Source organism: Sphingobium sp. L-44 (assembly GCF_056859495.1).
In genome coordinates this window covers 1-24,514 of record NZ_JBSXOQ010000055.1, presented here as the reverse complement: position 1 = coordinate 24,514, position 24,514 = coordinate 1, and the positions used below count along the sequence as shown (strand labels likewise).

Genomic DNA, 24,514 nt, shown 5'->3' with positions numbered 1-24,514 from the left:
GACCTCTACGTAGCGACGGGACGAGGCGCGATATGCGATCGATGGTGCAATCGTCACACGGGTGTCCGCTTCTCGCAATGCCATCGGTCCGTTCCACTCAGCATGATGGCAGATACACCATCCTCGTCTCCGACGACGATCCCGGCGTGCGGCGTGGCCTCCAGCTGCTGCTGAGATCGCGCGGCTATGCCGTGTGGGGATATACGACCGGCCACGCGCTGTTGGCCGACCCCCGCGCGAAGGAGGCAGACTGCGTCATCCTCGACTATCGCATGCCCGACATCGACGGATTCGCGATGCTGCGTCACCTTCGCGAGATCGGATGGTCGGGACGCGCCATCATGATCTCAGGCTTTCACGACACGCTGCTGGCCTGGCGGGCCGCCGAGGCGGGCTTCGATCACGTTCTCGCAAAGCCTTTGATCGGCAGGGCTTTGCTCGATGCGTTGGACCGGCACCGCGCCGAGGTTCTGCGAAAGCATTGAGTTATGGCGGCCGGCCCCCGGCAGCCTCAGCCCGGCGCGATGTGGAAAGCCAATCTGCGCCGTCAAAGCCAGTGGCTACGTTTGAACCGGATGTAGAGCCCAATGCAGACCGCAGCGATGACGCCGAGGATGACGAAATATCCCCATTGCGTCTTCAGTTCGGGCATATTCTCGAAATTCATGCCGTAGATTCCGGCAATCGCGGTAGGCACCGCGAGGATCGCATCCCGGGCGGCAAGCTAACGGGTGATCGCACCTTGGCGCTGCTGTTCGAGCAGGTGACTCGCCTCGAACACCGAGATCAGGATGTCGCGGATGCCGGTGATGGCGCTCTCAACCCTGAGCATGTGATCGTCGAGCTTCGAAATCTGGTGGCCGTTGTCGGCACCTTCCATGGCAAGCGGATGAAGGCCGTAATTCCCGGCGATGTCGGCAAGTTCTGTTTCGCTGGGCTGGGACATTTTGATCCACACGAAGTCATCCTTGCCGACGTGCTCGCACGCCGGATCGATCAGGGTCGCCGGCCGTAGCCGTTTGCCATTGTGACAAAGAACGGCGGCGGCGACCGGAAGCCGTGTGCCTCGCCTATTGAGACGCGCGCACAAACACTCGTCATTCTTCAAGCCCAATCGCAGGAAGAAGAAGGCGGCGCGCAGCAATTCGAGCGAGAGCTTATAGAAAATGCGGCGGAGCGTTGGGTTTCGCAGAAGGCCGCTCCCGTTCATGACGCGCGTGGCTGGGCGGCGCGCTGCCGCATCAAGGGCACGCGACTGCGAAGGTCTGCGCACCCTTGATTGGCGACCGCGAGGGTTTTCCTCTCTTGCGATGGTACCAAGCGATTGCCCGTGTGGCGCCTCTGCAATCGTGTCGGATGACTATACCTAAGTATCGGATAACGGCGCTGACGACAGGGTTGCCGGGCCCCGGTGAGGCGCGTCGCACCGCGCGGAGACGAAAGCTGGAAGACGGAAAAGCTCAACTGTCGAAAGCGACCGAGCGCGCGAGCGCTTCCTGGGACTGCAGAAAGGCGAGCCGCGATTGCAGCGCCGCCTGGACAACGCCGAAAGCGTCACCCCCCAGAGTCACGCGCAGCGGCGGATGGTCGCTGGTTGCGACATCAACGATCGCTTGCGCGATCTTTTGCGGGTCGAGCGTGTAGAGCTCGTTTCCGGCGGTCTCGAACATCTTGCGGATATGGCCGGCGGGCGTATCGCGATACGCGGCGATCTCGCTGGCGAATTGCAGATTGTGGCTGAAGCTGGTGCGCGCCCCGCCCGGCTCGATCAGTGTCACGAACAGGTTGAAGGGTTCAAGCTCCTGGCGGAGGCATTCGCTGAAGCCCTCCAGGCCCCATTTGGCCACATGATAGAGACTGCTCGTCGGAAGCGAGCCCTGACCACTAGCGCTGGAGATCTGGATGATCCGGCCGCTCCCGCGCAGCCGCATGGCGGGGACAAAGGCGCGGGTGATGTGGATGGGCGCCATGAGATTGAGCGCGATCTGGCCTTCGACCTCGGCGTCCGACATCTCTTCGGTGGCGCCGATCACGCCGCCGCCGGCGTTGTTGACCAGAATATCGACGGGTCGACGCGCCTGCGCCCGGGCCACGACCGCAGCAATATCGTCCTTGACCGTGACGTCGAGCGCTTCGACGCGCAGCTGGCTCGGATATTTCGCCGCGAGATCATCGAGGCTTTCGGGCTTGCGGGCCGTCGCGGTAAGGTCGTCGCCAGCGGCCAGGATCAGTTCGGCCAGATGGCGGCCGATACCGCTGGACGCGCCCGTGAGAAACCAGTGATTGGACATATGTTACTCCATATATTACCAACTGGTAGGTAACTTGAAACCTGGAATGCGTCAATGCTTGGAGGTGTGATGAAGCAACGAACCCGGCGGAATGCCGCACAGAGCCGCGAGACGCTCCTGGCTGCAGCGACCGAGGAGTTCGCGTCCCATGGGCTGGCGGGCGCGCGGATCGACCGGATTGCGCAGGCGGCGGGTATCAGCAAGCCGATGCTCTACACCTATTTCGGGGACAAGGAGGCGCTCTTCGATGCCGCGCTGACGCAGGAAGTGATGGACGCGGCGCAGGCCGATCGCTTCGATCCCAATGATCTTGAGGGTTATGCGGGGCGCACCTATGACTTGCTGGTCGAACGCCCGCGCCTGTGGAGGCTGCTGACCTGGCATCATTTGGAGCGTGGCCAGGATGTTCTGATGCTCCCGGCCGGCGAGGTCCTTCTCGGGGAGAAGCTGGACGGGATCGCAGCGGCGCAGGCCGAGGGGCGGATCGTCGCCGACTTCACGCCCCTGGATGTCGTCCGGCTTGTCGCCGCCCTCACCCAGCTCTGGTGCATGACCGGAGCTGCACGCGACGCTGCCGAGCACGCGGCGCGCCGGGCGACGATCATGCGGGCGGTGGGGCGACTGCTGCGCGTGTGATCGTGCGAGGCGCGAGCTGCACGCCCGCGCGCCGACCGGGACACAGCAAGCATTTTTCGCAACCTGCCGTACTGCCCAGCGGCAAAATCAGGGCGGCTCATGCACAAGCCGGCCCGTCGGCTCCGCGGATGCGATCGACGTTCGAGGACTGCGCCGCCACTGCCGAACCGGATTGGATCATCGCCAAGTGACCCAGTGGCTGCGCGACGATCTCAGGTCGCCGGACTCGTCGCACGACGTTTCGTCAGGAGTCGTTTCATCTGCCTCAAAAGGCCCCTGTGCATTATCAGGACACGGATTCACGGTAGCGGTTTGATGAGCAGCGGCATGAGGCCGTTGGCGTCGAGATCGAGGTGATCGGACCAGACATAATCGCCGGTGAGATTGATGCGATCCCAACCCAACGGCGAGAGCCGGGACAGCATAGCTGGATCGATGGGGCTTCCTCGACGACGCATTTCGTCGACGGCGCGCCCCAGATAGCGACAGTTGAACAGGATAATCGCTGCGGTGACGAGGTTGAGCGCGGCCGCTCGGGTCTGCTGGTTCTCCAGGCCACGGTCGCGAAAACGGCCGAGCCGATGGAAGGCGACCGCCCGGGCAAGGCTGTTGCGGGCCTCGCCCTTGTTCAACTCGGCAGTGACGGTACGGCGCAGAGCCGGATCCTCGAACCAGCGGAGCGTGAACAGCGTGCGCTCGATCCGCCCGATCTCCCGCAGCGCCGCAGCGAGGCTGTTCTGCTGGCGGTAGGCGGACAGCTTCTTCAGGATCAACGATGGCGTGACGGTGCGGTGACGGATCGCGCCAATGACACGTTCAATATCGGGCCAGTGGCTGACGATCAGGTCCCGGTTGAGCCTGTGACCGAACAGTGGCGCAAGCCTGCCATAGCGCTTCGAGGGTTCGAAAGCGTAGAGGCGCCGGTCGGACAGGCGAGGAATGCGCGGCTCGAAATCGAGCCCGAGGAGATGCATCGTCGCGAATACGATGTCGGAAACGCCGCCTCCATCGACGTGCAGCGCGGTCAGATCGGCGTTGCTGTCATGGCCGAGGAGCCCATCGAGCGCATGGATGGCTTCTCCTGCCGTGCCGGCGATCACCGTCTGGTGCAGCGGCGCGTAGCGGTCGGTGATGGTGGTGTAGATCTTGACCACTGGGTCGCGACCATAATGGGCGTTGACCGCTCCGCCGGCTTCGCCCGGCCCGCCCAGGTAGAAGGCCTGGCCATCCGCGGAAGCCCGGTGTCCTTGCCCAAACCAGGCGGCGATCGGCTCGGCGTGGATGGCGTCGGTCAGACAGGCGAGCGCCGCCCGAAAGGTTTCCTCGCGCATGTGCCATGTCTGCATGCGCAGCAGCGCGCGGCGTGACCCTGCGCCGCATACCTCGGCCATGCGCGACAGCCCAAGATTGGTCGCTTCGGCAATCAGAGTGGCGAGGAAGGCCTGCTCATCGCCAGGCGGCAACCCGGTCGAGACGTGCCCGAAGTGCCGGGTGAAGCCGGTCCAGCGTTCGACTTGCGACAACACGTCGGTGATACGCGTGGCAGGCAGCATGTCGTAGCAGGCAAGCGTCAGGCGCCGTCCTTCGTCGTGCCTGGCATCATCGTCCTTCAGTTCCTTGGGAAATCGCAATCGCTCGCCAGCGAACAGGGCAGCATCGCGTCCGGCCAGATTGTGGGCGACGTCGCGCAAGGCGCTGTCGAGCTGCGCGGCGCGCTGATCGAGCCATGCGTGTGGATTACCGAGCGAGAACGGCGGTTGCAGCGCTGCGCCGGATAACGGCGCGAGCAGCACGTCCAGCGACCTGTGCAGCCTTGACCTCGGCACCCAGATATCACCCGAGGCCAGTGCATTGGTGAGCGCGCCGTAAGTCGCCATCTCCCAGTGCGTCCGGTCGATCTTGCCGGCGACCACGACATGGCGGTGCCAGCGCCGCTCGACATGACCGAGCGGAACGTCGGCAGGGAGGGGCTTGCGCCAGTCGCCATCAAGATTCGACAGGATCGCCATCGCGTCGCGCAATGCCGCGGTGCCGGCCCGACCGTGGAAATCGAGCGCTTGCAGGAATAGAGGCCCTGTTCGCTTGAAGGTCCGGTATTCGGCTGCGATCTCGCTCAGCACATCGTCCCTGTGAGGTGCCGCGGTACGACGGATGATTGCGGCATCAGCATCGAGCATGTCGAGAGGCACGATATCCCTGAGGGCCGCACCGATATCTCCGCCGGCGCGTGCTGCCTGGCTAACTGTTTCCAGCACAGTGGCGATCCGCATCAGCCGATCGCGGCCTTCGCGTCCCGAAATCGCGACCCTCTGCTCCAGGCGTTTGCGAGCACGAAGGTGAGCGCGTCCCATCAAGGCGCTGAACATGGCGATCGCCGCGTCGGTAAGCGTGGCCTCCATCTCGCGCAGCGTTGCAAGCAGGATGACCCGCCTGCGGGAGACGCGCATCTGTTGGAAAGCCTGGGCTGTATATCGCACGCCTTCGCGGGCGAACTGCGTCAGGCGGGGCTCGTGCAGGGGATCGACCGGAATGCTGGAAATACCGGTCCTATGGATTATCGCGACCTTCTCGAGGATTTCGGCAAGCGAGGCTGACGCGACGCGGGGCTCTGGTTCGCGCAGCCAGGACAAGCGGCTCTGCCGGTCATGTACCTTCTCATCGATCAGCATATCGAGACGCTGACGCATATCCGCATCGAGTTTAGCATCGACCGCGGCGACCAGATCGGTTTCCGTCCGAAGCATCGCCTCGGCCGCCATCCGCTCAACGACGCTGATGCCAGGGATGACGATGCGTCGCGTGCGCAGCTCGTCCAGCAATCGATCAAGCAAAATGCGCCCGTCCACGATAGCCATGGCTTCGGTTTCCAGCCAAGTCATCATGATGCCGCGCGCTGGCCGGCTCAGATCGGTGAATCCGAAGCGCGCCTTGATGGCGGCAAGCTGATCGTAGCGGGTCGGCGCTCGCCGCGCGAAGTCGGCGACGACGCCTGCATCCACTCCGACCTGTTCGGCGATGTGGTCGAGCATGATTGCAGGCAACAGCTCGCCTGTGCGCAGATGTCGCCCCGGATAGCGCAGGCAGCAGAGTTGCAGGGCATAGCTCAAGCGGGTCGCCGGAGTGCGTGCGAAGCCGATCGCAGCAAGGTCCTCGGCATCGAGGCCATGATGTCGCACCACCGCCGCCTCGCTGTCGGGCAAAGCAAGCAACGCGGCGCGCTGCCGCTGGGTCATCGGAATACGTGCGGGCATGTTTCATCCTCCAAAAACCTCTTGCCTTTTGTTGGCTTAGTGAAAGAGGATTGTGAAAGACCCAAGGCTGCGGAAATTGGTGCATGCTGTTTCCGCCTCCAGATACGGCCGTTTGTGAAAGAGACGCAGATGACGCGCGAACCCTATCTGATCGGTTATGCCCGCGTGTCGAAGGGCGACGACCAGTCGAACGCCGCGCAGCGGCGCGCGCTCGATGCGGCCGGCTGCAAGCGGGTGTTCGAGGAGACCGCCAGCGGTGGGCGGTGGGACCGACCCAAGCTTCTGGAGATGATCGGCCAGTTGCGCGACGGAGACGTCGTCGTCGTCTGGAAGCTTGACCGGCTGTCGCGCAGCCTAAAGGATATGCTGCACATCATGGAGCGGATCGAGCTGGCAGGCGCGGGCTTCCGCTCACTGACCGAGGCGATCGACACCACCACCGCGGCAGGGCGGATGATGATGCAGATGGTGGGAAGCTTCGCCGAGTTCGAGCGGGCCATGATCCGCGAGCGTACCAGCGCCGGCCTTGCCCAGGCTCGCGCAGAAGGACGGATCGGCGGGCGTCGGCCCAAGCTCGGCGACAAGCAGCGCCGCGAAATCGCCGAGTCCGTCACGTCCGGCCGCAAGTCCGGTGCCGAGATGGCGCGGCTCTACGGCGTCAGTGAACCCACCGTCTCGCGCATCGTCGCCGCGCACCGCCAGCAATTCAGTCAGCAGCAGAGGGAACAGGCATGAAGCGTGGTCACGATCTGTCCGGCGTCATGAAGTTCGCCACCTCGCCGGCCTGGGGCGAGCATCTGGGCGAGGCGCTCGGCGATCATCTCGGGCTGGCGATGGAGGAGTTCGACTTCGAAGCGGACGAGCTGGCGGACATCGTCGGCGATCATTGGGCCGGCGTGTTGTGGGGATGCGCGTTCGAGGATCTGCTGACGCGCACCATCCAACCCGACCGGAACATCGTCGATGACTATATTCGGCGCCGGGGCTGGAATGAGAGCGGCCCGACCAAAATCTACCTGCGTGCCCTTCGATCGTCAGTGATGAGCCTCCACGAGGTCAGCGAGGTCGAGCCCGGCAGCGGCTTCCTCGTGCGCGACCTGATCCGGGGCGGCGAGCCGCTTCGAGTATCCGAGCGCAGCGCCTCGCAGACGCTGAAGCAATGGGACAGGATCGGTGCCCGCGTCGTGCAGGTCGGAGGCAAGCACCTCCTGTCGGGCGGCGTGCTGTCGTTCACGATGGAGGCGGCCGAGGCGCTCGTCGCCGATCTACGGCGCTCGAAGGGCAAGCGCAGCCCGCGCACCGCGTTGAACCTAGACGCCGACGATCTGGCTGCACTTCCGGCCCTCATCAGCACGGCATGGCTGTTCGATGTCGTTCCCAAGACCATGGGACCGGCGCCCATCCCCACGCTGCACAACATTGATGGCGAGGAGGTGATGTTCCACCGCGTGCGCTTTCCCTTCGCACGCGGCGTGACCCAGGCGCTGGTCGGCGAGCGGCTTGATACTGTCCCTGCGCTTCAGCGGGAAACCACGCACTTTTGGAACTGGCTGGGCGAGAAACCGAACGGAAAAGCGAAAAGCACCGGGCGCATGGCGTGGGGTGTGACGATGGCGGACGGCACCCCGGTGCTCGGCAATGTCGAATTGAAAGGCCGCGCCCTGATGCTCGCCGTCACCTCGGCCGAGCGAGCGAAACGCGGCACCGCGCTTATCAACGATGCGCTCGCCGGGTTGGTCGGCTCGCCGCTGACCACGATTGAGACGGTCGAACAGGCCATGGCGGCGCGGGCCGAGGGGCTGACATCATCCGAACCGGCACCCGCCATTGCGCCAGAGGTTGCAACCCCGCTCATCCATGCCATGCTCGACCGTCAGTACCGCGCGACGCTCGATGAACCCGTCGGCATGCTCGGCGACATCACCCCGCGCGCAGCCGTTCAAACTGCCGCAGGCCGGCACCGAGTAGCCGGGTGGCTCAAGCATCTCGAAAACCGCAGCAGCAGCCAACTCGACGCGAACGACCCGATGGCCACCTACGACTTCACTTGGATATGGCGCGAACTTGGCATCGAGAACCTGCGCAAATAGTTCGCTACCCCTGACGTCGATGCCTACCGTGAATCCGTGTCCCTACAATGCACAGAGGCCTATGTCGAGCAGATCCTCGCGCCAACGCTCCGGGCGGGCGACATCGTCGTGATGGACAATCTCGGCAGCCACAAGGGCCTGGCCGTCCGGCGCGCCATCCGCGCCACCGGCGCCAAGCTCTTCTTTCTTCCGCCCTACAGCCCTGACCTCAATCCAATCGAGCAGGTCTTTGCCAAGCTCAAGCACCTGATGCGCCAAGCCGCCGAGCGATCGGTCGAGGCCACCTGGCGGCGCATCGGCCAACTGCTCGACTGCTTCACTCCCGACGAATGCGCCAACTACCTCAGGAACTCGGGATATGCGTCAACGTGACACGATCATGCTCTAGGTAAGGCTTCTCTGCGATAGCGCTGTTGCGCTTGCGGCATCAAGCACCGACGCACAAAGGGCAGGCCATTTGAGACTGCTGCATCTCAAGCGGCCGCTATCGCGCCTACTTAGGCCTTTTCCGCAATGAGCTTGGGATTGGCGATGGCAAGCCCGCTCGCGAACACGATCGCGTCCTCGACGAAGCCGGTCGCGGTCTGTCCGTAACGTTTCATCGCAAACTTGCGGGCGGCTAAGCCGGGATAGGCCGATACGACCGCGGCGGCTACGGCGATGGCCGCACCGGACAAGCGTTTGTCACGCGGGGCGAGTGCGGCTCCGGCATAGGCGGCGGTGATGCTGCGGACCGCAAGCCCGATTGGCACGGTACGGTCGGGCGCCGTCTTCATCTTGTCGCCGGCCATTTCCGCTGCCGCGAAAGCGGCGGTTCCGGCCGCGATCACGGGGTTCAGCATCAGCTTTTGCAGTGGCAGTTCGGCAGGGATCTCACCGCGACGAGTCGCCGTCGCAGTTACGGCCAGCGGCGTAATGCCGCGCTGGCCAGCCACCAGGCCGATGAGGAACGAGCGAAGCACTGGGCAGTTCTCCTTGTCCCGATCTCGAATGCGCGACGCAGACTTTTTGATCCCCGTGCACTGCTCGATGACAAATTGATATGCCCTGGGATCCGGCGAAGGCATGCCGCGGCTTTACAACCCCGCAATCAGGTGCCGAGTTCGTTGCGCGGCTGCGCCGCCGGCGGCAGGCTGACGAGCAGGTCCAGGAGGGTGGCGGTCTCCTCCCAGCTTCTCTCCGGCGCTTCGACAAGCCACCATCGGACGACCGCGCTCATGCTCGCGACCGCGAACCGCACGGCCAGCGTGCCTGGCAGCCAACCCGGCGCGAAGTCGCCGATGGCGGCCGTCTGCTGGGCGATCTCGCGCAGCACGATGCCCTGAACCGCATCGCCGGCCCCGACCAGCAGCGCGCGGCAGGCGCCCTCGTGTCCGACCACATAGCGCATCACGATCCGCCCTGTCTCGGCGCGGTCACCTCCGACCAGGGCCGGCGCGACCTCGTCGCGCGCTCGCGCGCCGCGGCTGCGAGAGCCGCCACCGTGTTAGCCACCAGCGCCGGCACATCGTCGTAATGCCGGAAGAAGGTCGCATAACGGCAACGCATCGCTGGACATCAAGGACTACGTTGAGAGGCTCGACGTAGAGAGGCCGCTCGCGTCAGCATCCTCAATCTCGCCCATATTCTGAACCAGCGATGACGTTCCATTCACGTCAGCACGGCCAGGCAGGCGTGGTTGGAGATCGCGTCCGACCTATCGCAAGCGAGTTCCAGCGCGAGCTTAACAGTTAAGCCGCACAGGCGTATCACTCACCTTGCCAGCCTGCTCCCCCGATCCACTGGAGCGCGGTCAACGACGGCATGAACAAATACTCGCCGCCCCTCAGGCGGTTGAAGGTAGGAACGCCGGCAACCCGCTGGCGTGCCGGTTCATTCGGGATGGTGAAGGTGCCGGGCTCCTCGTGCAGCCCCACGACCGGATCACGCTCGGACCCCAGATCGATGAAGTTGCCGAGATTGATCCACTCCTGCTGGAGAATTTCGATCGTGTCATACGCGCGGGCGCTGATGAAGATGAAGAAGATACCGCGATCGCCCCTTGCATCATCGGCAGCCGTTACGTCCCGGCTCCATTTTGGACCGAAAGTCGATGATCGGCGGATTACCCGGTGGATGTTGACGTCGGTCATGATTGTGAGTTGGCTGTCACGAGGGTTGAGCCGGCGCATGTGCGCTGAATGCGGACAGGCAAGCCCCGTGGGATCTTCGGAGAAGTCGAAGCCGTTGTTCCGCAAGTGATCAGCGCCAAGCGCCTCGTCATCCTTCTCGGGCGTCAGGACCAGCGGCGCGCCACTGCGCCAGCGGCCGAACATCTTGGCCCCCAGCTTCTCTTCCGCCGCCTCGCCATCCACCCGGCTGCGAAGGAAGTCGTTGAAGGCGCCGACAGCGCTCTCGTACTTGCGAAGCACCACGAACGAGCCGTTTCGCCCCAATTCGGCAGGCTCCGGCATCGCCACGGGGCTACCCGTCTCGCTGTTCTCGCCTAGGATGAACTCGCCTGCCGCGATCGACCGTTTCTGGCCGCGCTGCGGCTCCACGCCGCTGCCCGCGACGCTCGGTTGCGAGATCGAGTCGCGAAAGCCGAACGGATTCTTGGCGTCGGCGTCGGCACCAAAGCTGTGCGTGCCGACCAGCGTCACCCCGCGCGACCGATCATATTCCGTCATCGCGTGATCCACCGCGACCTTCACCGCGGCATCGTCACGCGCATAGATGGTGAGGGCTATGTGGCACGTGCCGGGCTTGAAGGCGTCCTCCCACCCCTCGGGCGCGTTCGGCCCGAAGTGCCGCCCATCGGACGGCAGATCCTGCCCGACGACTATCATCGCGGACGAGCGCCGCTCGGCTATGCGGATGACTGAAGAGAAGCATGGATGCACGGTGCAGGATCTGAATCTTTCCTCGGATCGTCGCGGCGTCCCTGCACCGACAACTCAAGGTCCCATTCGGTTCCGGGCGAACGAAGGGGCGTGACGACCAGATCTCGTCGGGCATGCCTTCTCGCCGGCGCCACAGATGCCCATCCTGCCTTCCGCTTGGCTCGTGATCCGTCGGCCTGCACCGAAGAGTTTCTCTCCAGATGTGACCGACGCTGCGCCCTTCCACCTAACAATTTCCGGAGCGTTGCTTCGTTTTTTGCCGGATGATCCCGTCGCCTCTGACGGCCCGGAAAGGTGCGCTCGCACGGGAAGCCGCCCAAGCGGTTGAGCGGGACTCGCCGCAGCAGCATCCGTTATCGCGTCAGTGTCCCGGGCGGTCTCCGTCCCTCTAAGGGTCCGGCAGTCAACATCATCCCGACGGGCCGAGTTCGATCAGCGTGCGCGCGAAGCGTCCGGCGTGCGCCGCCGGATCAAACCTTCCTGAGCAACGCTCGCCAGCAGGCGGCCGTCCCGGCCGAAGATGCTGCCCCGTGCCAACCCGCGCGCCTTTCCGGCCCAAGGGCTGTCCATGGCGTACAGCATCCAATCGGAAACCGGCGGCCGCTCGTGGAAGAAGATGGCATGCGTCAGACTCGCGGTCTGCAGAGCGGGCGAGAAATAGCTGACGGCATGCGGCAGTACGGCGGTGGTGATCAGCGCAAAGTCGCTGGCGAATGCGAGCACCGCTTCCGCCAGCTCCGGTACGGGGAGGGGGGCGGCAAGACGGAACCAGAAGGCCTGACTGGGGGGTGTGTCCGTCCGGACGGCGGCGACCCGCACGTCGAACGCGTTCAGCCGGCTCAACAGAGCGACCGGCGGTCGCCCGCTCTTCCCTGCCGCCGCCTGCGCCTTCAAGTCGGATGACGCCTCCGGCCCTGGCACGTCCGGCATCGCGGGCGCGTGTGCGAAGCCGTCCTCCGACCGGTGGAACGAGGCGGCGAGATGCAGGATCGGCACGCCGCCCTGCGCGGCGACCACCGCCCGGTGGGCGAAGCTGCGGCCCTCGAACGGGCGGGTGACCTCCAGGTCGACGGGCTGGCGGGGATCGCCCGGCCGCAGGAACGAGGCATGCAGCGCGTGCGTCGTCATGCCCTCCGGCCCGGCGCGCTGAGCGGCCACCAGCGCCAGCGCCACCGTTTGCCCCCCGAAGGTACGGGGCGACCGGTCGCCAACAGCGCATGATGCCTCAAACCGGTCGGGTCCGACCTGCTCCATGTTCAGCAGATTAACTAGTTCTTCGACGGCGGTGGTCGGATTTTCGGGCAATGGCGTCTCCATCACATGTTGGGGTAGTTGGGGCCGCCACCGCCCTCGGGCACGACCCACTCGATGTTCTGAGTCGGATCCTTGATGTCGCACGTCTTGCAATGGACGCAATTCTGCGCATTTATCTGGAGCCGCGGCCTATCTTCCTCGGCACCCACGATTTCATAGACGTTCGCCGGACAGTATCGCTGCTCGGGGTTGTCGTAGAGCGGCAGGTTGACTGTGATCGGTACCGCCGCATCTTTCAGCCGGAGGTGGCTCGGCTGATCCTCCTCGTGGTTGACGTTGGACAGGAAGAGTGACGACAGCCGGTCGAAGGTGACCACTCCGTCCGGCTTCGGGTACGCAATGGGCCTGGCCTGATTGCGGCGACGCAGGCCCTGGTGATCGTGGCGGTGGCGAAACGTATAGGGCAGGCCCAAGCCGAAGGAGCGCATCCACATGTCCGCGCCGGCCCAGAGCGTCCCGAACGCCGGACCGAACTTCGCGAGGGCGGGCTCGGCGTTGCGCACCAGCTTGAGCTCCGTCGCGATCCAACTCGCGTTTACGGAAGGCTGGTAGTCGGCCAGCACGTCGCCACCGCGGTTCGACGCAACCGCAGCGAAGGCCGATTCCGCCGCGAGCATGCCGGATTTCATGGCGGTGTGGGTACCTTTGATGCGCGGCACGTTCACGAACCCCGCAGAGCAGCCGATCAGCGCGCCTCCCGGAAAGGCGAGCCGCGGTACCGACTGCCATCCGCCTTCGTTGATCGCCCGTGCACCGTAAGATACGCGGCGCCCGCCCTCGATCACCCCGCGGATGGCGGGGTGCTGTTTCCAGCGCTGGAACTCCTGGAAGGGCGACAGGTAGGGGTTGCGGTAGCCCAGCCCCGTCACCAAGCCGAGCGCCACCTGTCCGTCTGCCTGATGGTAGAGGAAGCCGCCGCCGACCGCGTCGTTCAGCGGAAAGCCCTGCGTGTGGATGACGCGACCGGGCGCGTGCTTCTCCGGCAGGACATCCCAGAGCTCCTTGATGCCCAGACCGTAAATCTGCGGCTGACAATCGCGCTCCAGGTCGAACAGCTGCTTGGCGAGCTTCGTCAGACTTCCGCGTGCGCCCTCCGCGAGCAGCGTATAACGGGCATGGAGCTCGACACCGGGCTGGTAGTCGGGCCGGTGCGTACCGTCCCGGGCAATTCCCGCCGTTCCCGTGGCGACTCCCTTGACCGCGCCCACCTCGTCCAGCAGCAGTTCGGCCGCCGCGAACCCCGGATAGATCTCGACGCCCAATTCCTCGGCCCGACTCGCCAGCCAGCGACAGAGGTTGGCGAGCGAGCCCGTGTAGGTGCCTTCGTTGTGCATGAAGCCGGGCAGCACAGTCTGCGGTAGCCCGAACTGGCGCGCTTCCGTCAAGAACCAGTGATGGTTCTCCGTCACCGGCACGGCGGCGAGCGGGCAGCCCGTCTCGCGCCAGTTTGGGATCAATTCGTCGAGCGCGATCGGATCCACCACCGCGCCCGACAGGATGTGTGCGCCAACCTCCGATCCCTTTTCCAGCACGCACACCGACACCTCACAACCGGCCGCGGCTGCGCACTGCTTGAGCCGGATCGCGGCCGAAAGCCCGGCCGGGCCCGCCCCCACGACCACCACATCGAAGGTCATCACGTCACGTTCGGTCATGCAAACCATCCCTACTCGACTCGGCTGACCGCAGCTTCGCGGGAAGCCGCGTCAGCCCATCGCGTTTCGTCCTCTCGTGAATGCCGCGCGCCTGGCCGCTTGGTGCCATTCGCCGGCGGATAAGATCTGACCAGTCCGCGAGCCGCGGCGCGCAATGCCCCATCCTCTCGCGGTCGCGCGAGCCCCCGGGGTGAGCAGTCGGTCGCAGATGCGTCCGCCGCACGATCCGATCTCGACGATCCCGTGCCTCTCATCCCTCTTCCGGCGGGCAACTGGCCAGCATTCGGCAGCGAAGGCGGCCGCTGTCGCCGATTTAGCCGTCCACAGCATCGCTCCGCCCTTCATCCCACTCTGCGCCAGTCGCCGATGCTGCTGCACGCAACCATGACTTGCTCCTGTCGCAAATTCCAATTGACGTAAAGGGCAGTTAGGCTACCAAATGGTCAAGTGGTTTCGGCGAGGTGATCTGAGCGCGGCGGCGGCGGCCATACCGCGTGACAACGAATTAACACCTCTCGTGCTAGTGCCCCAATGGTTCGCTCATGGCAGTCGGGCCGATCGAAAAGGCAGGCCGGTCCGCTGTCCAAGGGCAGTTTCCGCTGACGCGGCCCCGATACGGCCTCTGCGAGATGTCGTATCGACGACGCAGCGCTCTAGCGCGTCCTCGATGGGATGGCGGTCAGGTTCGCCGTTCAGCAAGTCTATGATCGGCGTTCATCTGGATCGGTCGGAGCAAGGATGTGATGCGATGGTGACCGATCGGCTCCTCGGCTCGGCGGTCGATCAGCGACCAGCCCGTGATCAAGCCTAACGGAAAGGCGGCGCGAACGGGGAGGTAGACTTTAGAGGGGCCGTGTACAGGCCTGCCACCGTCATAGACGTTGATCCGCATGCCTCTCCGCGGACATGGTCGGCACGCCCATTTGAGCCGGAAGACGATCCGGCTGTGCGTGCTGGTCCGATCACCATGCCGCATCGACACCCCTCGCTTACATCGATGGCATGGCGGCCGACATCAGGTTGTGATCGAGGTGGCTCATGATCCAGATGGAGCCAATCAGGACGAGACCGATGATCAGCACGCCAAACGCAAGCGCAAGGACGTTGTTGGTGTTGTCAGGTCCAGTCGTGATATGCAGAAAGAAGACGTTATGGATGCCCATCTGCGCCACGGCCAGGGCGATTAGCGCAACCGGGATACCCGGACCGTAGATGAAGCCGCTGTTTACTGCTAGGAACGACGCAGCAGTGAGGATGGCGGCGAGCAGGTATCCGACAAGGTAGGTCTTCACCTCAGCACGGACATCAACCTCGTCGCTGTTATACTTTCCCGGCTCGCGGTCGTCGTCAGAACTAGCCTGGTCGTTCATCCGGCGACTCCCAACAGATATACGGTAGTGAACAAAGCGACCCAGATGATGTCGAGCGCATGCCAGAACAGGCTGAAGCATGCGATGCGGCGAACGATCTCCTGGCGGAAGCCTTTCGCGTATACCTGCGCCATCATCGTCGTGAGCCAGCTCAGGCCGAGCGCGACGTGAATGCCATGACATCCGACCAGTGCGAAGAAGGCGGACAGGAAGGCGCTGCGCTGCGGTCCGTGACCTTCGCCGATCAGCTTGAGAAACTCATAGCCTTCCAGCGCAAGGAATCCGGTGCCGAGTAGCGCCGTTATCGCCATCGCCACCTGAAACCACCGCTGGTTCTGCACGCGGGTCGCGATGCCTGCCATTCCGCATGTGAGACTCGATGTCAGCAGCAGGGCCGTCTCGGCGCCGACTAGCGGCAGTTCCACGATGTCATGCGCGGCGGGGCCGTTCGCGGTGGCCTTCGCCAGTACCGCGTATGCCGCGAAGAAGCCGGTGAACATGATGAAGTCGCTAAGCAGGAAAATCCAGAAGCCATACGCGACGACGATTTTCTCGGGCGCAGGGCCCCGTTCGCTTCGCGGAACGTCGCGGCCCAGCTTGTGGGGATCACCTTTTCCCGCGTGCCGTTGGCGGGCGGCTACAGCGCTCATGCAGGGTTCTCTGCGGGGAGGTTGAGCATCCTGGCCTTGGCCGCGCGGCGCCTGTCATCGAGGTGTTTGGCCCGCTCCGCGCTGACCTCGTATTTGTTCTCGTCGCGCCACGCGAACGCAACGAAGGTCGCCCACGCGCCCAGGAAGCCGACGAGGACCAGCCACCAGATATGCCATACGGCCGCAAAGCCGATGGCGGTGGTGAAGAACGCGGTGACGAAGCCGGTGGGCGAATTGCGCGGCATCGAGAATGCGGCATAGTCTGGTCGCTCGGACAGCTCGCGGCGTTGGTGCGCCTGCAATTTGAGATCCCAATAGGATTCCTCGCCCTCAACATTGGGGAGTGCGGCGAAATTGAACGGCGGGGGCGGTGACGTCGTGATCCATTCCAGGCTGCGGCCATCCCACGGGTCGCCGGTTTCGTCGATCAACATCTCCCGCTGGCGGATCGAGACGTAAAGCTGCATCGCCTGACACACGATTCCGCCGGCGATCAATGTCGCGCCGAACGCGGCCAGGACCAGCCAAGGGTGCCAGCCGGGAACGTCGTAGTGCTGCATGCGCCGCGTCATGCCCATCAGCCCGAGCACATAGAGGGGCATGAAGGCGACGTAGAAACCCGTCACCCACAACCAGAAAGCGGCTTTGCCCCAGCCATCGTGCAGGCGGAACCCGAACGCCTTGGGAAACCAATAGTTGTAGCCCGCGAAGGCCCCGAACAGCACGCCGCCGATAATGACATTGTGGAAGTGTGCTACGAGAAACAGCGAATTGTGTAACACGAAGTCGGCGGGTGGAACTGCGAGCAGTACACCCGTCATCCCGCCGATGACGAAGGTGGCGATAAATGCCACGGCCCACATCATCGGGACGTCGAAACGGATCCTGCCACCGTACATCGTGAATAGCCAGTTGAAGACCTTCACGCCCGTTGGTACCGCGATAATCATCGTCGTCACGCCGAAGAAGCCGTTGACGTCCGCGCCGGCCCCCATGGTGAAGAAATGGTGCAGCCACACCATAAAGGACAGAATGCAGATCACCATCGTCGCGATGACCATCGATCGATAGCCGAACAACGGCTTGCCGGAGAAGGTGGACACCACTTCGCTAAATATGCCGAAGGCGGGAAGGATCAGGATGTAGACCTCGGGGTGTCCCCAGGCCCAGATAAGGTTGACGAACATCATCTGGTTGCCGCCAAGCTCGTTGGTGAAGAAGTGGAACCCCAGATAGCGGTCGAGCAACAGCATCGCGAACGTCGCCGTGAGGATGGGAAAGGCCGCGACGATCAGCAGGTTGGACGCCAGCGACGTCCAGCAGAACATCGGCATACGCGTGTAGCCCATGCCTGGCGCACGCATCTTCAGGATCGTGGTGACCAAGTTCACGCCTGAAAGCAGCGTGCCAACGCCGGATATCTGAAGCGCCCATAGGTAATAGTCCACGCCCACACCGGGCGAGAAGCGCAGCTCCGACAAGGGCGGGTAGGCGAGCCAACCGGTCTTGGCGAACTCGCCGACCACCAGGCTGACGTTTACCAGCAGCGCGCCGCTGGCGGTCAGCCAGAAGCTGACGTTGTTCAAGGTCGGAAACGCGACGTCGCGAACCCCCAGTTGCAGCGGCACGGCGAAGTTCATGAGTCCCACCATGAACGGCATCGCCACGAAGAAGATCATGATGGTGCCGTGCGCGGAAAAGATCTGATCATAGTGATCCGGCGGCAGGTAGCCCGGGTTGTTGAACGCGATCGCCTGCTGACTGCGCATCATGGCCGCGTCGATGAAGCCGCGGACCAGCATCACCAGGGCGAAGATGCAATACATGACCCCGATGCGCTTGTGGTCCACGGAAGTGATCCACTCGCTCCACAGATACGGCACATGCCCGGCGCGCCACGTCCATAACAGTGTGGCGAGCAATGCGCCCCCGACGACGGCGGCCGCGACGAGAGGTATCGGCTGATCCCAGGGAATCGATTGGAGGGTGAGCTTGCCAAGCATGCTCAATCCTCCCTGCCTGCACGGTCAACCTCGTGAACAGGTGCGCCCGCATGTCTGACTGCCGCCTCGAAGAAGCGAGGCGGCACGCTGCTATAGACGACGGGTGCGAAATTCCCCTGTTGCTTAGCAAGGGCGAGATAGCTCTGCCCGTTCAACACAGGACCTTGCCCCTTTGCGCGCGCCGTCCATGCGGCAAAGTCCTGGGCGGGGACGGCGTCCACGATGAAGCTCATGTTGGAAAAGCCCTCGCCGCTGTAGTGCGCAGATAGGCCGCGGAACCGGCCGGGTCGATCGGCCATAAGGTTGAGTTTCGCCTCCATGCCCGCCATCGCGTAGATCTGGCTGCCGAGCTGCGGCACGAAAAAACTGTTCATCACAGTTCCGGACGTGATCCGAAAGCTGATCGGGACGCCCGCTGGTATAACAAGCCGGTTGACGCTGGCGATGCGCTGCTCGGGGTAGATGAAGAGCCACTTCCAATCGAGCGCAACGACCTGAATGGTAATCGGCCGTTGCCGCGAGGCAAGCGGGCGTTGCGGATCGAGTTCATGGCTCGCGACCCAGCCGATGCCACCCAGAAAGATGATGACGAGCAACGGCACCGACCAGACCAGAAGCTCCAGCTTTCCAGAGTACGCCCAGTCTGGGCGGTACTTGGCACGCGTGTTGGACGCGCGAAACCACCAGGCAAAGGCAACCGTCGCAATGATCACCGGCACAACGATGCCCAGCATGATCGCCAGCGAATTTAAAAGCAGCGTCTTTTCGCCAGCGGCGACCGGGCCGGCCGGATCGAGCGTCGCGGGAGCGCAGGCGCTCCCGAGCGCCAGCGGGAGCGCGACCATGGCTCGCCGCGCGGATCGCGTCAGCACGAGGGTGTGGCCCGATCAGGAGAGGATGCTGGATCGGTCGTTAAAGGCGGACAAGTCATGGCTTCATGCCCTTTGTCCTAGAGACGAAGGGGAACCCGGCGCCGGGCTGGTAGCGCGCGGACTGACCCCGTCCCGGCGGGGCGATGCGTTCGAACTGCTAGTCGGTCGAGCCAGCATCAGTCAGACGTTGACGACCGTTGAACGAGCCGGGCGGAGCGCAAGGCAAGAGCCGCCGACCGGCTCCTGCCTGCGCTCGACGGCTTCGGCGCCCCTGCCCTGGCACCGGGCGTCCAGACCAGCCGCGATCTCATCCAGGCAAGGCCGCGATCCAAAGCGTCGCATTCTCATCATCGCGGTAGCGCATACGCCACCAGGGCATCGCTGGGCGTCGTCTTCATAAAGTGATGGCCCCCTGCCATGATGACGAGATATTCCTTCCCGTTCTGCTCGTAGATCATCGGATTGGCCTGTCCGCCGCCTGGCAGGACATCGCTCCACAATGTCTTGCCTGTTCTGATGTCGATGGCCCGGATCAGGTTGTCCGTGGCCGCCGCGATGAAGACCAAGCCCGAACGGGTCACCACGGAACCGCCATTGTTTGGAGTCCCGATGGACATGGGCAGGAAGGAGGGTATGCCGAACGGACCATTCCTCCGTGCCGTTCCGAACGGGCGATCCCACACGGTCTTGCCAGTCCGAAGGTCGATGGCACGGATGCCGCCATATGGCGGTGCGGTGCAGAGCACTCCTGTCGGCATCGTCCAGCCCGCATTCACGAGAATGGCATAGGGTGCCCCGGTTTGAGCTCCGTTGCCTTCTGCGCCGGATCCGCCTGCGGCTCTCGGATCCCCGATCGGGTATAAGTCCTTCTTGTCCGCAGTCGTTCGGGAAATCAGCTTGTTGTAGTTTGCGGTCAGGTTGTAGTTTGCGATCATCACGCCGCGATACGGGTCGATGGCGACGCTGCCCCAGTCGGAGCCGCCGTTATAGCCAGGCCACTCGATATTGTATTGGCCGGCGCGCGGCGGCGTATAACGCCCCTGATAGGCCGCACGTCGAAAGTTGATCCGGCAGATCATCTGGTCGATGGGCGACAGCCCCCACATGTCCTTCTCGGTGATGTCCGGATAGGCGAGGCTGTGGAAACCCGAATAGGGCTGCGTCTTCGAGCGCAGTCCAGGCTCGGCGCCTCCGCCGGGCGCCGGCCGCTCCTGCACGGGATGAAGCGGCCGGCCCGTGGCGCGATCGAGGATGTACATCTCGCCTTGCTTGCTCGCGACGAGAAGCGCTGGAACGCGTCCACGAGGCGTCGGATACTCGATGAGACTGGGCTGGGAGCCAAGGTCATAGTCCCAGACGTCCGCGTGGACCGTCTGGAAGACCCATCGGGGCTTGCCGGTGTGCACGTCGAGCGCGACGATCGCCGAATTGAACTTCTTCTCCTCGGCGCTGCGCAGGCCTGTCCAATAGTCCGCCGCGGAATTGCCCATGGGGATGTAGGCGAGACCGAGTTTCTCATCGCCGGCCGCCGTGGCCCAACTGTTGGGCGTGCCGAACGAATAATATCCGCCCGAAGGAGGCGCCTTGGTGACCTCCGGCTGGTTGATGTCCCAGGCGAAGGCCAGCTGGCCGGTCACTGCATCGTAACCACGAATGACACCCGAGGGCGCCCAGCGGCGCTGCCCGTCAGTAACCTGCTGACCGGTGACGATGATCCCCTGCACGATCAATGGCGGCGCCGTGATGGCGGCCGTGCCGGGGATGAGCGGTTTCGGAGCCGCGTTCAGGCTCTCCTTCTGACCGAGACCCACCCGCAGGTCGGCCTCGCCGTTGGCGCCGAACATCGGACAACGCCGCCCGCTCGCCGCGTCGACGGCGATGAGGCGCATGTCCAGCGTGCCTTCGATGATCCGTTCGGCACAAAGCGCGCCGGCAGGCTGGTCAGGCACTTTGTAGTAAGCGACTCCGCGACAGGCGGCGGTGTACGGCACCCACTTCTTGTCGACGTGCGGATCGAACGACCAGATCTGCTGACCGGTCGCGGGGTCGAGCGCGAACATGCGGTTCATGCCCGTGCACCCGTAGAGACGATCGCCGATCTTCAGCGGCGTCAGCTCGGATCCGAACGCTTTGGGAATGTTCCGGGTATGGTAGGTCCAGGCGAGCTTGAGGGAGCCGACGTTTCCGGCGGTAATCTGTGACGAATCCGAATAACGCTGGGCGCTGGCACCGCCGCCATAGGCCCCCCACTCGCCGCGAGCCGGGCCATTGGCGGGGCTGTCGAAAAGGGCGGCCGAGGCCATCGCGATCTGGCCGGGACGAGGCTCTTCTACCACGAGGACTGCCGCGGTGGTAGCGACGAGCACCGCCGCGAGAGAGAGCAGACCGTAGTTTCGGACGCGCCGTGCCTTCGAGATCGGCAGCTGGGGCACGAGCAGGAGCGCGAAGAACATCAATATGGCCGGCCCGGCCAAGCGCGGCACCAGAGACCAGCCTTTCAGCCCAACCTCCGAGAATGACCACAACAGCGTGAAAAGGAACGCAAAAGCGTAGACGTACAGCCCCAAGGGCTTTCGGCGGATGAAGAGCAGGCCAGCGACCGCAAGCAGGACGCCGACAATAACGTAATAGGCGCTGCCTCCCAGAGAGACGAGCCAGGCGCCCCCTGCGGCGAGGATGAGCCCGATTATGCCCAGGAGTGCGCCGAACGCTACTCGACCGATCCGACCTGCATCCACAATCGTCTCCGCTCTTGCTCTAGCCTTCAAGATCAGACTGCTGAGGCCATGTCCATGACGATATACACCGCTTGGTTTACCTAATCAATGCGTGGCGCTCTGACATCCGGATTATCTGGCTCGACCCGGGTAGGTCAGGACAGGGGGCCACGCTCCTCATCTGCTCGACCGGCCGCCGATCACTCGCACCCCCGCAGCTAACCCGTAGATCAGCGCCAGCATCGCAAGCAGCGCCATTCCCCCCGAAACATCGGTGATCGAGGCGCCCATCTGGTTCAGCGGCACAAAGGTATGCACGCCGGGCGTCGAGGGGGCGAGGGAGGCGAGCAGCTGGACGAACCGCGGCATCTGCCCCAGCGGCCAGGCCGTCCCGGTCAGAAAGAACAGCGGCACCGATGTGGGTGCCAAGATGACCATCGCGCGTTCGGAGCAGTCGAAAAAGCTGCCGATCCACAGTCCCAGAGCGGCGACGGCCGTCGCGAACAGGGGCACCGCCAACAGCAGTGCCGGCAGGTTCTCGTTCGTAGGCACGTCCTGCAACCAGAAGATCAGGCCGAACAGGAACAGGCAGTTCAGGATTCCGACCGACGCAAGCGCCGCCAGGCTGCCGACAAATTCGAGCGGCCGCATCCGCCAGCGCCCCTCGCGTCGGCGGCCGCCCATGAAGGTCGCGGCGCCGAACAGCAGCGTCTGCTGCACGATGATAACGGCCACGGCCGGAAAGACATAGCTCTTGTACCCGCCGGTACGGTTGAACAGGGGCTCGGCCGTCACCTTGATCGGTAATCCCGCCCGCACCGATTGGCCGCCGGGAAGAAGCCGCTCTGCGGCCAGGTCCTCGACGACCGAGGTAATCGCCTCGCCGATGGTGCTGGCCCGCAGCAGATAAGTGGCATTGACCCACACCCCGATGCCCGCGCCTGGCGCGCCCGTGCGCAGCTGGCGCTCGAGCCCTTGGGTGACGAGGATGACGCCATCCGCATCACCCCGGCGCATCCGCCGGCGCGCCTCGGCGACGTCCGACGCCGTGGCAACGATCTCGACCGCGCGGGTCGCGTCGAGGTCGCGAACCATGGCGCGGCTGAGCGCGCTGTTGTCCTGGTCCACGATGATGACCGGCAGCCGCTGCGCCGTCTCGTGCGCGTAGGGCGCCGGGTAGTAGAAGCCGTAAAGCGCAACGGAGAGCAGCATGGTGCTGAGCAGGGTGCGCGATCGCAGGATAGCGCGCCATGTCCCGACAAAGGCCTGGCCGAAGGTCATGCGCGGCGGGCCTGCCGGGCGATCAGCAGGACCGCGATCCCGCCCGCGATCACGACATAGCCCAGCAGCGCCAGCGCCGGGGAAATGGCCGCCGTTGGCGCGAGGTCGCTGATCTGGCCCATCTGCAATGCCACGTAATGAGTCAAGGGCAGGACGTTGCTCCAGAAGCGGGCGAAGAGATGGGCGCCGTTGAGCGGCAGCGTCGCGCCCGAATAGGCGAGGGCCGAGCCTGCATAGACAGCGCTCGCCGACAGGGCCGTCGCTGTCTCCCGCGTCGCGGCAATCAGCAACGAGGAGATTGCGGCAGTGGCGGCATAGAATAGCGTCTGTGCAGCGACGATCAGGGCGATGCTCCCGTCGACGCGCCAGCCGCGGCCCAGCGTAAGGTAGAGCAACCAGACGACGCCCCATAGGCTGACCACCGCCACATAGGGGAGCATCTTGCCGACCAGCGCCGGCGTGATCCCGCCGCTTTCCGACGCCCATCGGGCAAGGGAGCGGCCTTGCAGTTCGCGCCCGAGCGCCAGGGCACACACACACGCCGTCAGCAGGTGCAGGACTGCGGGATAGATCAACAGGCCCAGATACCATTCAAAGCTGGACGCCGGATTGCCCAGGGCGGTCGCCTCGACCACGATGCGGCGGGTGCGGACCGGCGGCAGGCCATGGGCCGACAGCTGACCGGCGATGATCGCGGGCGCCGCATCCTGCATCGCCTCCTCCACGCCGCGCGCCAACAGCATGCCCGCGGACAGGAAGCTGGCATTGTAGAGCACGCGCACCACGGGTGTGCGATGTGTCCGCAATCCTTCGCCAAGGCCGGCCGGCAAGTGGATGAAGCCCATCGCATCGTCCCGCCGGACGTCGCGCACGGCCTGTTCCTCATTGGTGCGGTAGGTGGTGACATGAATCATGGGAGACGCGTCGAGCACGCGGATCATCTCGCGGCTTGCCGCGCTGCCGTCGCTGTCGACGACTATCAATGGCACGTCGCGCATTGCACCGTGCCAGAGCATTGCCGAAACCAGAAACAGCAGGATCGCGGGCATCACGATCAAGCCGACGAGATCCCAGCGGGAATGCCGCAGGTGCCACAGCTCCCGGCCCAGAGCCCGCCGGAACGGGCTCATTGCGGCCAGTCGAACAGGACGCTCATGCCCGGACGCAGGCCCTTAATGGCGCTCACCGGGCGCGCGCGCACTTCAAACGAGCGCACGTCATAACCGGACGCTTCCCGCGTCGCGCGCCAGGTGGCGAAATCCCCGCGCGGCGCGACCAGATACACTTTGAAGTCGGCGTCGCGCCCGAGCGCCGGGACGTGGCCGTGCAGGATATTGCCCACCGCCATACCGCGATAATGAGGTTCTGTCGCAAATTCCCGCGATGCCGATTATGACATCGAAAGGATTGGCTTTTGTGGCGAGGTTTGATGTTCAAGGGTCGGCATTTTGACGCAACAATCATCCTGCTATGTGTGCGCTGGTACCTCGCTTACGGATTGA

General features: G+C 64.3%; 21 protein-coding genes and 1 pseudogene. 5 read left to right on the top strand and 17 right to left on the bottom strand.

Annotated elements, in window-relative coordinates:
* The first annotated feature begins 77 nt into the window (after positions 1-77).
* A complete protein-coding gene (locus AC13EK_RS05285; protein WP_007683354.1) occupies positions 78-485 on the top strand; it encodes a response regulator in 408 nt (135 codons plus the stop codon).
* A gap of 62 nt (positions 486-547) precedes the next feature.
* Here AC13EK_RS05285 and AC13EK_RS05280 read toward each other — a convergent pair.
* Both AC13EK_RS05280 and AC13EK_RS05275 read right to left on the bottom strand, forming a co-directional pair.
* A pseudogene (locus AC13EK_RS05280) lies at positions 548-850 on the bottom strand (CorA family divalent cation transporter); the annotation flags it as partial.
* Positions 851-1,460: 610 nt separating this feature from the next.
* On the bottom strand, positions 1,461-2,291 hold the full coding sequence (locus tag AC13EK_RS05275) for an SDR family oxidoreductase (RefSeq protein ID WP_037479754.1): 831 nt from the start codon (positions 2,289-2,291) through the stop codon (positions 1,461-1,463).
* A 69-nt stretch (positions 2,292-2,360) separates the two neighbouring features.
* Between AC13EK_RS05275 and AC13EK_RS05270 the strand changes: the two genes are divergently transcribed.
* On the top strand, positions 2,361-2,927 hold the full coding sequence (locus AC13EK_RS05270) for a TetR/AcrR family transcriptional regulator (protein ID WP_015449258.1): 567 nt from the start codon (positions 2,361-2,363) through the stop codon (positions 2,925-2,927).
* 299 nt (positions 2,928-3,226) lie between these two features.
* Here the strand turns inward: AC13EK_RS05270 and AC13EK_RS05265 are convergent, their stop codons facing one another.
* A complete protein-coding gene (locus tag AC13EK_RS05265) occupies positions 3,227-6,178 on the bottom strand; it encodes a Tn3 family transposase (protein WP_228168062.1) in 2,952 nt (983 codons plus the stop codon).
* Positions 6,179-6,307: 129 nt separating this feature from the next.
* On the opposite strand from AC13EK_RS05265, the gene AC13EK_RS05260 reads away from it, so the two are divergent.
* From AC13EK_RS05260 to AC13EK_RS05250, 3 genes are read left to right on the top strand one after another with little or no spacing between them, the layout of a single operon-like run.
* On the top strand, positions 6,308-6,913 hold the full coding sequence (locus tag AC13EK_RS05260; RefSeq protein ID WP_026109404.1) for a recombinase family protein: 606 nt from the start codon (positions 6,308-6,310) through the stop codon (positions 6,911-6,913).
* Positions 6,910-8,268 carry a DUF7986 domain-containing protein gene (locus AC13EK_RS05255; protein WP_007015766.1) on the top strand — a complete coding sequence of 453 codons (1,359 nt, stop codon included), beginning with the start codon at positions 6,910-6,912 and terminating at the stop codon, positions 8,266-8,268. Before AC13EK_RS05260 ends, AC13EK_RS05255 begins: the two co-directional genes overlap by 4 nt.
* A gap of 36 nt (positions 8,269-8,304) precedes the next feature.
* Positions 8,305-8,640, top strand: a complete 336-nt coding sequence (locus AC13EK_RS05250) for a transposase (protein WP_483022078.1) — start codon at positions 8,305-8,307, stop codon at positions 8,638-8,640.
* A gap of 125 nt (positions 8,641-8,765) precedes the next feature.
* Here the strand turns inward: AC13EK_RS05250 and AC13EK_RS05245 are convergent, their stop codons facing one another.
* From AC13EK_RS05245 to AC13EK_RS05180, 14 genes are all read right to left on the bottom strand, one after another.
* Positions 8,766-9,230, bottom strand: coding sequence for a DUF4126 domain-containing protein (locus AC13EK_RS05245; protein WP_483022077.1), 465 nt, complete (start codon positions 9,228-9,230; stop codon positions 8,766-8,768).
* A 128-nt stretch (positions 9,231-9,358) separates the two neighbouring features.
* Entirely contained in the window at positions 9,359-9,658 is a 300-nt protein-coding gene (locus tag AC13EK_RS05240; RefSeq protein WP_483022076.1) for a hypothetical protein, read from the bottom strand.
* 358 nt (positions 9,659-10,016) lie between these two features.
* Complete coding sequence (locus AC13EK_RS05235) at positions 10,017-11,096, bottom strand: Dyp-type peroxidase (protein WP_483022075.1); 1,080 nt, start codon at positions 11,094-11,096, stop codon at positions 10,017-10,019.
* A gap of 486 nt (positions 11,097-11,582) precedes the next feature.
* The gene (locus AC13EK_RS05230; protein ID WP_483022074.1) at positions 11,583-12,455 is read right to left on the bottom strand and encodes an acyl-CoA thioesterase; all 873 of its coding nucleotides are present in this window, start codon (positions 12,453-12,455) and stop codon (positions 11,583-11,585) included.
* 11 nt (positions 12,456-12,466) lie between these two features.
* Positions 12,467-14,119, bottom strand: a complete 1,653-nt coding sequence (locus tag AC13EK_RS05225) for an electron transfer flavoprotein-ubiquinone oxidoreductase (RefSeq protein ID WP_483022073.1) — start codon at positions 14,117-14,119, stop codon at positions 12,467-12,469.
* 679 nt (positions 14,120-14,798) lie between these two features.
* Complete coding sequence (locus tag AC13EK_RS05220; protein ID WP_483022072.1) at positions 14,799-15,011, bottom strand: hypothetical protein; 213 nt, start codon at positions 15,009-15,011, stop codon at positions 14,799-14,801.
* A 97-nt stretch (positions 15,012-15,108) separates the two neighbouring features.
* Positions 15,109-15,489 carry a cytochrome o ubiquinol oxidase subunit IV gene (cyoD, locus tag AC13EK_RS05215; protein WP_483022071.1) on the bottom strand — a complete coding sequence of 127 codons (381 nt, stop codon included), beginning with the start codon at positions 15,487-15,489 and terminating at the stop codon, positions 15,109-15,111.
* Positions 15,486-16,139: a cytochrome (ubi)quinol oxidase subunit III gene (locus AC13EK_RS05210; protein WP_454281048.1), complete on the bottom strand. Its 654-nt coding sequence runs from the start codon at positions 16,137-16,139 to the stop codon at positions 15,486-15,488. Before AC13EK_RS05210 ends, cyoD begins: the two co-directional genes overlap by 4 nt.
* Positions 16,136-18,142: a cytochrome o ubiquinol oxidase subunit I gene (cyoB, locus tag AC13EK_RS05205; protein WP_454281047.1), complete on the bottom strand. Its 2,007-nt coding sequence runs from the start codon at positions 18,140-18,142 to the stop codon at positions 16,136-16,138. The genes AC13EK_RS05210 and cyoB overlap by 4 nt, the downstream gene beginning before the upstream one ends.
* 2 nt (positions 18,143-18,144) lie before the next feature.
* A complete protein-coding gene (cyoA, locus tag AC13EK_RS05200) occupies positions 18,145-18,987 on the bottom strand; it encodes a ubiquinol oxidase subunit II (RefSeq protein ID WP_483022070.1) in 843 nt (280 codons plus the stop codon).
* Positions 18,988-19,361: 374 nt separating this feature from the next.
* Entirely contained in the window at positions 19,362-21,752 is a 2,391-nt protein-coding gene (locus AC13EK_RS05195; protein ID WP_454281045.1) for a membrane-bound PQQ-dependent dehydrogenase, glucose/quinate/shikimate family, read from the bottom strand.
* Between the two features lie 156 nt (positions 21,753-21,908).
* The gene (locus AC13EK_RS05190) at positions 21,909-23,012 is read right to left on the bottom strand and encodes an ABC transporter permease (protein ID WP_483022069.1); all 1,104 of its coding nucleotides are present in this window, start codon (positions 23,010-23,012) and stop codon (positions 21,909-21,911) included.
* On the bottom strand, positions 23,009-24,070 hold the full coding sequence (locus tag AC13EK_RS05185) for an ABC transporter permease (RefSeq protein WP_454281043.1): 1,062 nt from the start codon (positions 24,068-24,070) through the stop codon (positions 23,009-23,011). The genes AC13EK_RS05190 and AC13EK_RS05185 overlap by 4 nt, the downstream gene beginning before the upstream one ends.
* A gap of 68 nt (positions 24,071-24,138) precedes the next feature.
* On the bottom strand, positions 24,139-24,360 hold the full coding sequence (locus AC13EK_RS05180; RefSeq protein ID WP_483022068.1) for a hypothetical protein: 222 nt from the start codon (positions 24,358-24,360) through the stop codon (positions 24,139-24,141).
* Positions 24,361-24,514: the final 154 nt, after the last annotated feature.

Coding starts and splice junctions, on each gene's coding strand:
- AC13EK_RS05285 (WP_007683354.1), top strand. CDS start 78: ATGCCATCGGTCCGTTCCACTCAGCATGATGGCAGATACACCATCCTC.
- AC13EK_RS05275 (WP_037479754.1), bottom strand. CDS start 2,291: ATGTCCAATCACTGGTTTCTCACGGGCGCGTCCAGCGGTATCGGCCGC.
- AC13EK_RS05270 (WP_015449258.1), top strand. CDS start 2,361: ATGAAGCAACGAACCCGGCGGAATGCCGCACAGAGCCGCGAGACGCTC.
- AC13EK_RS05265 (WP_228168062.1), bottom strand. CDS start 6,178: ATGCCCGCACGTATTCCGATGACCCAGCGGCAGCGCGCCGCGTTGCTT.
- AC13EK_RS05260 (WP_026109404.1), top strand. CDS start 6,308: ATGACGCGCGAACCCTATCTGATCGGTTATGCCCGCGTGTCGAAGGGC.
- AC13EK_RS05255 (WP_007015766.1), top strand. CDS start 6,910: ATGAAGCGTGGTCACGATCTGTCCGGCGTCATGAAGTTCGCCACCTCG.
- AC13EK_RS05240 (WP_483022076.1), bottom strand. CDS start 9,658: ATGCGCTATGTGGTCGGACACGAGGGCGCCTGCCGCGCGCTGCTGGTC.
- AC13EK_RS05235 (WP_483022075.1), bottom strand. CDS start 11,096: ATGATAGTCGTCGGGCAGGATCTGCCGTCCGATGGGCGGCACTTCGGG.
- AC13EK_RS05225 (WP_483022073.1), bottom strand. CDS start 14,119: ATGACCGAACGTGACGTGATGACCTTCGATGTGGTGGTCGTGGGGGCG.
- AC13EK_RS05220 (WP_483022072.1), bottom strand. CDS start 15,011: ATGCGGATCAACGTCTATGACGGTGGCAGGCCTGTACACGGCCCCTCT.
- cyoD (WP_483022071.1), bottom strand. CDS start 15,489: ATGAACGACCAGGCTAGTTCTGACGACGACCGCGAGCCGGGAAAGTAT.
- AC13EK_RS05210 (WP_454281048.1), bottom strand. CDS start 16,139: ATGAGCGCTGTAGCCGCCCGCCAACGGCACGCGGGAAAAGGTGATCCC.
- cyoB (WP_454281047.1), bottom strand. CDS start 18,142: ATGCTTGGCAAGCTCACCCTCCAATCGATTCCCTGGGATCAGCCGATA.
- cyoA (WP_483022070.1), bottom strand. CDS start 18,987: ATGGTCGCGCTCCCGCTGGCGCTCGGGAGCGCCTGCGCTCCCGCGACG.
- AC13EK_RS05190 (WP_483022069.1), bottom strand. CDS start 23,012: ATGACCTTCGGCCAGGCCTTTGTCGGGACATGGCGCGCTATCCTGCGA.
- AC13EK_RS05180 (WP_483022068.1), bottom strand. CDS start 24,360: ATGGCGGTGGGCAATATCCTGCACGGCCACGTCCCGGCGCTCGGGCGC.